The organism is Hungatella hominis (assembly GCF_014288005.1).
In the GTDB taxonomy this organism is placed as follows: domain Bacteria; phylum Bacillota; class Clostridia; order Lachnospirales; family Lachnospiraceae; genus Hungatella; species Hungatella effluvii.
In genome coordinates, this window is the sequence record NZ_JACOPB010000033.1 from 16,192 (window position 1) to 27,918 (window position 11,727).

10 protein-coding genes and 1 pseudogene are annotated in these 11,727 nt (G+C 40.0%); 1 reads left to right on the top strand and 10 read right to left on the bottom strand.

The annotated features are described in order from the left end of the window. Positions 1–539: 539 nt before the first annotated feature. The 7 genes from H8S75_RS31205 to H8S75_RS31235 all read right to left on the bottom strand — a co-directional run bounded on the left by H8S75_RS31205 (position 540) and on the right by H8S75_RS31235 (position 7,718). Positions 540–1,010 carry a DUF3795 domain-containing protein gene (locus tag H8S75_RS31205; RefSeq protein ID WP_243270540.1) on the bottom strand — a complete coding sequence of 157 codons (471 nt, stop codon included), beginning with the start codon at positions 1,008–1,010 and terminating at the stop codon, positions 540–542. Positions 1,011–1,138: 128 nt separating this feature from the next. Beyond that, positions 1,139–1,492, bottom strand: coding sequence for an NUDIX hydrolase (locus tag H8S75_RS32985; protein ID WP_243270541.1), 354 nt, complete (start codon positions 1,490–1,492; stop codon positions 1,139–1,141). After that, on the bottom strand, positions 1,458–2,339 hold the full coding sequence (locus tag H8S75_RS31215) for an immunoglobulin-like domain-containing protein (RefSeq protein WP_039893134.1): 882 nt from the start codon (positions 2,337–2,339) through the stop codon (positions 1,458–1,460). The genes H8S75_RS32985 and H8S75_RS31215 overlap by 35 nt, the downstream gene beginning before the upstream one ends. 152 nt (positions 2,340–2,491) lie before the next feature. Beyond that, on the bottom strand, positions 2,492–3,034 hold the full coding sequence (locus tag H8S75_RS31220) for a hypothetical protein (RefSeq protein WP_055654248.1): 543 nt from the start codon (positions 3,032–3,034) through the stop codon (positions 2,492–2,494). Positions 3,035–3,117: 83 nt separating this feature from the next. Then, on the bottom strand, positions 3,118–5,679 hold the full coding sequence (locus H8S75_RS31225; protein WP_187024798.1) for a hybrid sensor histidine kinase/response regulator: 2,562 nt from the start codon (positions 5,677–5,679) through the stop codon (positions 3,118–3,120). A gap of 5 nt (positions 5,680–5,684) precedes the next feature. Next, a complete protein-coding gene (locus tag H8S75_RS31230) occupies positions 5,685–6,047 on the bottom strand; it encodes an Hpt domain-containing protein (protein WP_117566149.1) in 363 nt (120 codons plus the stop codon). An 18-nt stretch (positions 6,048–6,065) separates the two neighbouring features. Beyond that, positions 6,066–7,718, bottom strand: coding sequence for a diguanylate cyclase (locus tag H8S75_RS31235; RefSeq protein ID WP_117566157.1), 1,653 nt, complete (start codon positions 7,716–7,718; stop codon positions 6,066–6,068). 168 nt (positions 7,719–7,886) lie between these two features. Between H8S75_RS31235 and H8S75_RS31240 the strand changes: the two genes are divergently transcribed. Continuing rightward, positions 7,887–9,350, top strand: a complete 1,464-nt coding sequence (locus tag H8S75_RS31240) for a GntR family transcriptional regulator (RefSeq protein ID WP_117566148.1) — start codon at positions 7,887–7,889, stop codon at positions 9,348–9,350. A 484-nt stretch (positions 9,351–9,834) separates the two neighbouring features. Here the strand turns inward: H8S75_RS31240 and H8S75_RS31245 are convergent, their stop codons facing one another. The 3 genes and pseudogenes from H8S75_RS31245 to H8S75_RS31255 form a co-directional block, all read right to left on the bottom strand. After that, positions 9,835–10,623, bottom strand: coding sequence for a class B sortase (locus H8S75_RS31245; protein ID WP_117566147.1), 789 nt, complete (start codon positions 10,621–10,623; stop codon positions 9,835–9,837). Continuing rightward, entirely contained in the window at positions 10,620–10,913 is a 294-nt protein-coding gene (locus H8S75_RS31250) for a hypothetical protein (protein ID WP_002591319.1), read from the bottom strand. The genes H8S75_RS31245 and H8S75_RS31250 overlap by 4 nt, the downstream gene beginning before the upstream one ends. After that, positions 10,906–11,607 (bottom strand): annotated as a pseudogene (locus H8S75_RS31255) (type IV secretory system conjugative DNA transfer family protein); the annotation flags it as partial. The gene H8S75_RS31250 and the pseudogene H8S75_RS31255, both read right to left, overlap by 8 nt. Positions 11,608–11,727: the final 120 nt, after the last annotated feature.

Below are 11,727 nucleotides of genomic sequence, written 5' to 3' on the forward strand. Positions count from 1 at the left end.
TATTCGTTTCAGAGATCCTTGATTGATAGCATATGCAATATACTATATTTTACCCTTTATGAACATTATATTCATAATATTTGTGACAGATATTTCTACAATCACCAGCAAAATAAAGAAAACTTTTAATGTAATAGTTACTCCAAATGTAATATGCGGTTATGCGGCAGGCAGGATTACAAAATACTTTTTAATGCTCTTGTCCCCATTACCATGGCATTGTCAAAATACCCCTGTTCAATTAATACACTCCCATTAATTGTTCCACAAAAACCGAGCAAATGCTGCCGATAACTATTACTGCCTCGAATAGTAGATGAAATGTAGGAAGTAGTACGATAAGAGCAAGTATTAATGGAGGAATGGATTTCAGCGCCAAAATAATCGGCTGCAGGCTTTTATTCATGATTGGGTGAAGCCCAATCAGTACACCAAGGACTATACCGCTTATCAAAGCTTAAAAATATCCTAGGATTAATAACTTCATGAAGCTGATAAAACAGCTTCTTTTCTTCTCATTGTAGATATATTACTTCCGTCTACCTTTTAATATTTCTTTTTTTATATACAATGATCTCCGCATTGGATCCATCCGCATCATATTCACTAACTATCAGAACGCTCTCATCCGCTGCTATCCCATAGTATCTGCTACTATCTTTTTTGCTAAGCTGGTTACCTAAATATATCTTGTCATCATCTAACAGTTTCACTGCCTGACCGCTCGAAAACGTATATGTAAGATTGATATATGATCCCTTGCACGCATTAAGCCCAGTAATTTCTTCCATATCTTCAATGCCAAGCATACAGTATTCTGCAATCATCTGTTCTTTAAGCCTGCATTTTTCATTGTGGCATTTCCCGCAATGCTCATATCCATTACTTAGACAGCATGCCGCCAGCACACACCCGCCATGAAAAGGATGTCCCTCTGTCACAGCACAACCATAGCATGTTTCTTTTAATTCACATTTCATACAATCAATCCCACAAATTGAATTTCTCATAGATTTCCTCCATAAAAAAATCTTTTTTGTTACGTTGTTAGCGCAAGTAATGGATGCAACTCCCCTTTTCGTTCCATCTTGATCAACTCTTCATCCGTCACCCATTTTACATCTACAACCTCTGTTTCCTAAAGTGTGATATCTGAAATATCGACATCGTTATAAAATACCCACACATCATACAAATCCCTCGTTTGTTCCCGACAAATCCGTGAAATCCTCTTCCCATCTTTCGGATTCAGAATAATCCCCAATTCTTCATTTACTTCCCGGAGAGCTCCACCCAGGCTAATAAAATCATGAACCGCTCCCACCAATGAGATACCATTATCTTTCAAATATTTTATTGAACAAGAATCCTCACTGTCACGTTCCACATAAATGTACTCATAACCAGGAATAATCCACTTTGCCCAGCCATCAGGAGCTTCTGCCTCATCATTACATTCAATCCCTTTTTGCGGACAGATTACCGTGTCCAACTAAAAATTCAGCACTTAAATTTTGTACCACCAGCCTGTATATTCCCGGCTCCAGCGTTCCATAAATATTAAGGTCATATGTTTCACTCGCACTTTTCCCATCTGGCAAGACACAGGCTAAATCCTCAAAACCTATATTATCTGCCTGAACTGGCATCGTGTACCACTGGCCGTCTATCTGCTTCTGGAGAGAGAAATATCTGCCGTAAGAAAATTCTTCACCGCTGTTATTTGTAATAGACACGGTAATCCTACTTGGTTGAATATCCTCCACAGACATAACCACCCCTTCCACTACTTCCCCATCCGGTTCCTCCGCTTTCATCATAAAGAACAGATGATAGGCGGTCAAAAGCCCTGCATTGGGAAAATTCAGCACCGTTAGGGAATTATCCTCATCCTCCCCCTCCATTTGTTCCCATAAAAGTGAAAGGTCTGTGTCCCCATAATAAATCGTACCGTCATTTTTAAGCCAGACACCTTTGGATAGTGCCACGGTAATATCATATCCCTCCTTATCACTAATCCGTATTCCATAAAAGGGAACTTCCATACCTGCAATTGCATCTTTGTCTGCAATCTCCATAGGTAGTGCATTAATCTTTTTTATCAATTCTTTTTCCATGGCGGGGTCGTACAGGGTTCTTAGTGTAACGGCTTTCCCATCAAAATAATAAAACTGGAAAGCACTTGTATCCGGACTTGCCCCAGCAAGGATATTTCCATCTTTGCTGCTGTTCTGTTTCCCATACAGAACTATTATCAGAAGAATACCCATTATAATAAGCAATATTAAGAGATAACACAGGTACACTTTTTTCACTTTCATCTTCGGAAATAACTTCACTATTACTCTCCTGATTTTTTTGCAAACATATTTGATTTTTCTATTTCGTCATCTTTCACTAGTCAAGTTTTTTTAATATTACTATTTTAGAAAAGAACTAGGTTATCCATTCTCTTATCACCCAAAGTATCCTAATTACTTTTTTCAGATATTTATACAACCATCACGATACAAATCCAGGTTGCTTTCAGTCCATTGCTGGACGGTGTTCCCCATACTTTCACCATATGACCTTCTGACAGAAAATCGGCAGTTGCTTCTGACATTTCATAACTGTCCCCTCCATTCTTAATAGTCTGTATTGCGACTATGGTATTCTCATCATATGTAACCGTGACTTTGTTAAATTCCGAATCATCACCATTTCCTGGGGATACCACGATATCGCCGCCATTGTCTGCTTTTTCTGTAATAGCCTCTACAACTGTGAACTGTCCTTCCTGGAGTTCCTTAATACTTCCTTCCAGATTCGGATTGCTGTCTTCCCATTTCTCGAAAGTGTTTTCTGTAAATGATTCTAGAGTGGAAGCCTTCTCTTCCGAAGGTGTTTCACCTGACTCCTCTGGTTGCTGTGTCGGAGCAGTTTCAACTGCATCTATCTGTTCGAGTTTTTTACCTCCACAGGCACACACCACAAGGCTCACGACACACAGAATACTTGCCATAAGAAACAGCTTTCTTACTCTCTTTTTCATTTGATTCTCCTCTCATTTGTAAAATCGCTGCAGATTATAGTTAAATTTTACCATATTTTCCTCTAAATATCCTCTAAGGCACCTTAAGTCAGAAACCTTTTCAGTAAACGGGACACTTCCACGATATCAATAGGTTTTGCTATATGAGCATTCATACCGAACTCCAAGCAACGTTGTATGTCATCAGAAAAAGCATCTGCACTCATCGCTATAATTGGAATCGACAGGGCATTAGGATGATTCAGTCCCCGAATCGCTTTTGTGGCTTCATATCCTGTCATATGCGGCATTCGTATGTCCATAAGAATGATATCGTAATAACCCTCCGATGATTTTTGGAACTTGTCCAGACATATCCGGCCATCCTCCGCCCAATCCAGTTCCACGCCCAAGTCTGTCAGAAGTTCTTTTGCAACCTCCCAGTTCAGCTCATTATCCTCGGCAAGCAGGATGCGACGTCCGGATAGATCAATATTTTGATTCAATGTCTGCTCATGCTCTGTTCCAACGTCCATATACTGACATAAAGCATGATACAGCGTAGATTTAAAAAGCGGCTTGGAAATAAAACCACTGATACCTGCTTCACGGGCCTCTGCTTCAAATTCACTCCAGTCATATGCAGAAATCAACAAAATCGGCACTTCATCTCCCAGATTACTCCGGATTTCTTTCGCAACCTGAATTCCATTCATACCCGGCAGTTTCCAATCCAGCAGAATAATTTGATAATCTTCTCTCTTTTTGTGGTGTTCATTTACCAATTCTATTGCCTTTTCTCCGCTTAATGTCCATTCTGCTCTTATTCCGATGGATTTCAGCGCGTCAATGGCTGTCTCGCATAATAATTCGTCATCATCAACCACCAGCATATTCCAGGCGGGAAGAACCATATCCATTTCCATTGCGGCGGCTTTTTCAAAATCAAACATGAGTAGAAATTCGGTACCTTTATCTGGCTCACTTTGTATATCGATGGTTCCTTCCATTGCATCCACAATATACTTTGTAATCGCCATGCCCAAACCGGCCCCCTCCGTTTTATGTATCCGGGCTCCATCCGCACGGCTATAGGATTCATATATTCTTTTCAGGAATTCGGGCGACATGCCAATTCCATTATCCTTAACTTTGATATAAATCCGTACATAGTTTTCCCCTTTCGGAGATTTTTCTTCAGAGAGGGATAACTGTATTGAGCCACCCTCCGGTGTATACTTCGTTGCATTCGATAAGAGATTAAGTAAAACCTGATTTAAGCGTATGCCGTCACACCACACATTTTCTGTTAATATATTTTCAACGTGTATGTCAAAGGTCTGCTTTTTAGTCTTAACCTGTGGCTGCATGATGTTAACAATGCCTTCAACGACTTCCTTTAATGAAATTTGTTCGGTTGTCAACGTTAATTTGCCACTTTCAATTTTAGACATATCTAAAACGTCATTGATTAGCCCTAAGAGATGTTTGCTTGATAATGTAATCTTTCTGAGGCAATTCTCTACTTGTTTCCTGTCATCCATGTGGGCTGTGGCAATCGCTGTCATGCCTACAATCGCGTTCATAGGTGTACGGATATCATGGCTCATGTTCGCTAAAAATTCACTTTTGGCTTTGTTCGCTTCAAGAGCCGTCTGCCGGGCCTTCTCCAATTCATTCAGCTGTGAACGTGTTATAGAGAAATACCGGAGGAAAATCAGTGTCAAAATAATTAGAACAGAAGCACATGACAACAATGTCATGAACATGCGCTGGCTGCTCAGATTATTTATGGCATCGTCTAATATGCTATACGGCATCACCGAAACTAAATACCACTCGGAATAAGGCAATGAAATACCATAGATTTGGCGTTCTTCACTATTTACTTCCAATGTTGCAGCATATTCTTCATGTTTTTTAAGAGCAGCGTTAAATTTTTCAACAGGACTTTCAGCTGATGATTCATTCACTGCAGAATCAGACTGTTTTTGCAGCTGTTCAAAGAAATTCCACAGCTCCGTGTTGGGATTTTGTATTACAAAACTACCATCCGGCCTGATAATATGATAATACATCAGCTGCCCTTCATCTTCTAAGGAAAGGAAATCGGTGATGTACTCCAGTGGAACGGCTGCTACCAGTCCAGTGCTCATACTGCCATTCTGCATAGGGTAAGCAGTAGCATCAACGCCAAACAATACCACTAGATTTCCAGCAGGATCACTACCTAAAGCGACTCTTTGTTCTCCTCGTACTAATGCTTCTACAAAGGGCTCCGGGTTCAGTGGCTGTATTGATTGTCCATAAAGAGTCTGAAAATTTCCCTCAGTAGAACAAAGTGCTAAATGCTCAAAGTTCCTGACCTGTGCCCTGTAAACAAGTTCCTCATATAACTTTTCTTTATTGTTATTATCTGCTGAGACAACAGATACAATGCCGCTGACCTGACCAAAACGCAACTTAATAACAGTTTCAAAGTGGTTGGACATTTGTTTATTCATTCCAGACATATAAATTTGACCAATTTCGTAAACGGTCTTTTCGCTCTTTCGACTCATGTAGATTCCGAGCAGACTGAAAATAATAATACTAAAGATTAAAAGTCCAATAAAACTGTATATCAGAAAACGTGTTGTAGAATCCTTGGTTTTACTATTTCTCATTGATGTTATTCCTCCCTGGAATTCTTAAAATCTTTAATAACATTGATGGTTTCATAGTAATCCTTTGATAATTTCGGCATCATATCGACAGCCTTATTCCAATCGTTTTCTTTTAATGCGTTTGTTACCAAACTACTACTTTCAAACAATCTGGTAAATGAAAGATTTTGACAGATTCCTTTAAGTGTATGAACGGCTCTTAGAGCATCTTCATAGTCCTTACTCCCTATAGACGATTCAAACAAGCTAAAGCTTTTATCGTCTAGGAATTTAAATGCAAATTTTTGAACGGTCTCTTCACGCCGCAATCTACCCAGTACCTCATCAAAATCACCGCCAAATTTTATATAGCAATCTTTCAGGTTCATAATCACTTTTCCTCCGTTTTATATATTGTCTGTGATGTCTTTATTCTCATCAAGAAAACATATGGTCACTTTGTTTTTCGTGTTTTTTGATTGATACATCATGCTGTCTGCAGCCTTGAAGAGTCCTTTTGCGGTTCCTGTTCCATATACCCCGCCTATACTTACTGTCATATGTAGTTCGGGATGGCCGTCAATGATCAGACTATCGACAGAATACCGAATCCTCTCCAGTTTTTTCTCAAATATATTGGCAGGAATACAAAAAAAGATAATTACAAATTCATCGCCGCCATATCGGATCACGGCATCTGTCTTTCGCACACAGGATAAGACCGTTTGTGCAATGTTCTGCAGCACAATATCGCCTACGTCATGGCCGTAATTATCATTGATATGCTTAAAGTTATCCACATCGATTACGACCATTGCCTGAATATTATCTGAGCCTTGAAAATGCTCGTCATAATAACGACGGTTATAGACACTGGTTAATGAATCAATATATAATAATTGCAGGTGCCGCTGTTTGCGGGACAGGAAGGTATATTTTTCATAGGAAAACAACCTGTCGTAATCTATTTTATTTCTTATATCCTGAATGTTTTTAGTCTCCTGTTCAGGAGAATTATCAGTTAGCTCACTTTCCAGCGTATCCGCAATCTCTTGCAGACACAGTAAAAGGGTCGGATTAAATGCTCCGCATTGTCCTTCCAAAATCATGTTCAAAGCTTCTTTATGTGAATAAGCTTTCTTATAACACCGCTCACTGGTCAGGGCATCATATACATCGGCCAGCGCGACCACCTGGGCGGCTATGGGAATTTCGTCTCCCTTAAGCCCGTCCGGATAACCATTTCCATCATACCGTTCGTGGTGCCACCGGCAAATCTCAGAAGCTACTTTGACAAGCGGAGCCTCCTGCTGCTCAAAGGGCAGGTCCGACAGCATTCTGGCTCCGACCATCGAATGGGTTTTCATCACTTCAAACTCCTCTGCCGTAAGACGTCCAGGTTTATTCAATATTGTATCGGAAATTGCGATTTTACCAATATCATGCAGCGCTGAAGCCGTACTGATTAAGGAAATATCAGCTTTGGACAAGGGATACTGCTCGGTACGCCGGACGAGCTGCTTTAGCAGATACTTAGTAATCGTATTGACATGCAGGATATGTAAGCCGCTCTCTCCATTCCGAAATTCCACAATATGAGACAGGATTGAAATCATCAGCTTATTATTTTTCTCCTGCTCATGGAATTGTTCTGCGATAATTTTCTCAAGACGCTGCTGCCTTGCATATAAAAACATCGTATTGGAAATCCGCCGCTTTACAATGGTCGAATCAAAAGGACGGCTGATATAGTCAAAAGCACCCAAGTCGTAAGCCCGCTTTATATTTGCCGGGGAATCATCGGCAGAAATCATAATAACGGCAAAGGTGTCATTCCAGTGGTATTTGTTTATGTAGGCTAATACTTCAAATCCATCCATCTCAGGCATCATAATGTCCAGAAGCAGAAGGGAAAAATCTGCTCTTTGCCTTGAGAGAAGAGAAATTGCTTCCACACCATTCTCAGCCTCCACCACATCATATTGCTCTTCCAGGATATCCGCCAAAAGAGAGCGGTTCATCTCCGAATCATCGACGATTAAGATTTTTTGTTTTTCCATAATACTGAAACTCTTTCCTAATAAATTTACGGTTTTATTATAAATGTTATCCTTACATTTTGGCAACATTCGTATTGGTTAGGTGTGCAAATAGGTCTCCCGCTTTCTTATTACTTACTGACAAAATTATTCCGTCATGATATAATTCAGATAGATAGGAGGCAAATTATGAACCCACAAGAAACAAAATTTACATTTGTATATAACGAAATTAAGCAGTGTATTTTAGAGGGTCAAATACTTCCTGGAAATGCCTTGCCATCTTCACGGCTGTATTGTGAACAATTTCATGTGAGCAGATATACGATTAACCGCGTTTTTAACGCATTGAGGAAGGAAGGGTTGGTTGATATTCAGCCTCGCCTTGCACCGATTGTTGTTTCAACTATAGATGCTTATGATTCATCAAATACTGTTTTCGAGATTTTAAAACAAAAGGAAGGTATTTTACAGGTATATCAGACTTTTGCTTTAATACTGCCTTCCCTTATGGTTTTTGCTTTGCAAGGCTGTGATGTGGAGGTACTACCTCACTATAAACAGGCTATGAAAGCATTGCGTTTAGGATATGCAGCTGGTGGATGGCGTCCTCCTTCTAAATTAGGATATGATATATTAAGAATAGGAGGTAATTCCCTATTCAGCGAACTCTATTCTACGTTTGGTCTCTATAATAAGTTTACATTTTTTGCAGAGGTGTGCCCCTATTTCTCTACACACTTTTTACAGGAATCTGTATCTGCAACCAATGTCATTATGGATATATTAAAGGGCGATGAACCACTCACAAGGTACAACCAGCTCTCAAATGTGTATCAAAGACTTACGGATACCATTCAAAATACGTTAAATTACCTGTCAGAGACCAATCCCAAATGTCCTGCTCAAACGGGTTTGAAGTTTTCGTGGAATCCCATGCGTGGTCAGGATTATTATTACTCAAAGATTATTGATGATCTGAATCTAAAAATTGGCCTTGGAGAGTATTCTGTTGGAATGTTTCTTCCATACGAAAAGCAACTGGCCAAACAGTACGATGTATCTATATCGACGGTCAGAAAGGCGTTATCAGAACTTGAACAAAGAGGTTTTGTAAAGACATTAAATGGTAAAGGCACTATTGTTATAAAACCGGATGATACGAAACTTCATCAGCTGGCTCTTAATTCCGGATATGTAGAAAAAGCACAACGTTACCTTCACGCTCTACAGCTAATGGTATTAATTATTCGTCCGGCAGCATTAGTTGCAGCTCCAAGGTTTTCTAGAGAAGAACTGGACGAGTTGGCAGATAAATTTACTTCTTCTGACTCTATTCATTTGGCAGATATTTTGGAATCTATAATGAAACATACCACTTTAGAACCCTTATATGTTATATTATCTAAGACCAATCATCTTCTTGAATGGGGACACCATTTTGCTTATTATCCGTCAAAGAAACATACTCTTTCACATCTCAACAAGCAAGTCATTCTAGCACTTGAGCAATTACGTGAAGGTAATGCTGACTCCTTTGCGGATGGTATAGCAGATTGCTACCGTTACAATTTGGTTCTTATGAAAAAACGTATGGTAGAAAAATATAAGTTTCATAATGTTGCTAATATCCGGGTTCCAGAAAAATACTAGTTACAAGCACTGAATGAAAAGTGGTAACCTTTTCTTCTTGTTAGAGAGTATAAGGCCTCGACCTCTCACTTATTACGATTATTTTACAAAAGGCGGGCCCGGTTTTTCGGTGCCCTCCATAATTTTTTTATCCATATTTTACCATATACCATCATATAACCTTCATCTAAGCCCGTTCTGTATGATTGATGTCTTTTATTTGCACAGGGATATACAGTTTTACTATGCTTTATGGGAAAGACAGACGATGTGTTACTATCATATTTTATTGCAACAGCAATATCATTAGTAAATCATATCAACAACCCCTTATTTGTACTTTTCTGCGGCCCGAATTGCTACTGTTCAGAATTGTAACAATACCATTCTGGGCATACCGAATATTTTCTGCCGGTTAGAATACTTTTCACTGCAATTTTCCTTGGAAGTTGGCTGAAGTTATGTATCACATCGCACTTATCAGCAACTACACGCTTCTACCCTATCATTTCTCCCGGATGGCCACAACAACCAAGCGGCTGTCCTTTTTCCAGTAACCACATGTAATTAGGAATAACAGTGGAGCACGATGATCTGGAAATATTCGATTTTCATGCATCCCTCTCTCAATTAGTACTTCAATCAATTCCTCTCTTTTCATGCTCCCCAAACCAGCATCAGCAAACAGCCCTCCCTCTTCACTCCATTCTGTTTCTTCTGCATAGAATACCGAAAATACCCGGTATTCCCGATGCTCATAGAGATTATCCACTTGAATGACCTGATGGGCCTCCCAAAATGGCTTCTTCTGGTACTTTAGCAAATCGGCAAACATTGTCCCATTTCTCATGTTATGTCCATATAAAAAGAGATCTCTTTTCTCCTGCAGGTTCCCCCTTCCCACAAAAGGAGTTCCGGCATAAGAGGCCTTGCCTTTAAAATCCCGGTGTAGATAATATTCCAGTTCTTTTGGAGTTTGCATGATTGGATAGTTAACCGCAGTATCATCAATAACAATCCATCCAGCAAAATCAGGATTTTTCAAGGCCAGTTCATGATATTCCGGTAGAATTTTCGCCTCTTTATCTTCTATTTTTCCCTTATTATCCACGGTTTTAACGTTTTCACTATTTGTGCCCTCATCCAATACATTCTTCTTTTTATCCTCAATGTAAGCCGCTAACTCTACAAACGCCTGCTGCTCAGAATCTAATCCCTGCCAATTATGAGCCAATAGAACGGTCAAAAATATAGTAAGAATAAAAAGTGTGGTCATAACAATCCCTTTCATCATTCCAGCCCCGTCCCCCGATTATCTTCCCACAAAATCCTAGAAAAATAAATAAAACGGCCGTTCCACCAACGACAGACTCGGTTCTCGGTGAGATAATCCTCAGTCCGAAGTTCTGGATTGTTTCTTTCCCATCCCGTAGCCTCAAAAAACTCGTCCGCATTTTCATAAACAAAAATCGCCCTCCGGGCTTTTGCATAATCTTCATCCTCAAATGAGTCTATATGTATGAAAAACTCCCGTTCCAAAAGAAATTTCAACTCTTTCTTTTCAAAAGTCAAGCTATCATTCATCTGTAAATAAATCCTCCACTTTCTCTATTATTCCCAGTTTCCGCTCTGTCGGTTCCTCCTGAATATTTTTTTCATTAGCCTTGCTTTTTCCAACTTCTTGGGATTCATCTTCCTTTTTCAATTCCTTCCCAGACCAGATTCCCTGTTCAAATCCGGATTCCTGCTCCCCGATATCCTCCTGGCGGACCTTACTATCCTGTTCAGCTCTCAGTTCCTCTTCCCGTCTCCATACCGGCACATGAGAATCCGTTTTTTCCTGGATAAGTTTTTTTGCATCTGGATGCATAGTATAATCCATCTTCCTTACACGCAGTATTTTCTGTCCTCGGATAATCACAAGTGCCTGATCAAGAGGGAAGCGCAGTACCTCATCCGGCAAAAGCAGCATCCTCTTTCCCACGGAACTGGATTCTGAATAGCCTGGCACATAGTTGCTCATTCTCACCGTACTTAAATTTTTTCGGACCGAGGACACACTCACGGTTACTTCACCGGAACGATTGCTAAAATAGGTGGCTGTAGTCATATCATTACAGCCTAAAAACAGGGACATATCACAGCCTCCTAATATCTCCTCCCATTGCCCGTCCGGATATCGATTCTGTAGCTGTGGAATATTTTGGTATATGATACTCATTCCAATATTACGACCTCTGGCTGTTGCCAACTTTTTTTTGAAATCAGGTACAATCCCAAATAGCGATAGGTAAGCCTCTGGTGTTTCCACCTCGGGCTTTTCCCCCGCTCCACACCGTGCGTGATAGTTTCCCATCACACGGCGTTCCACCGACTAAGATTACTTTTTAGTGCCTAT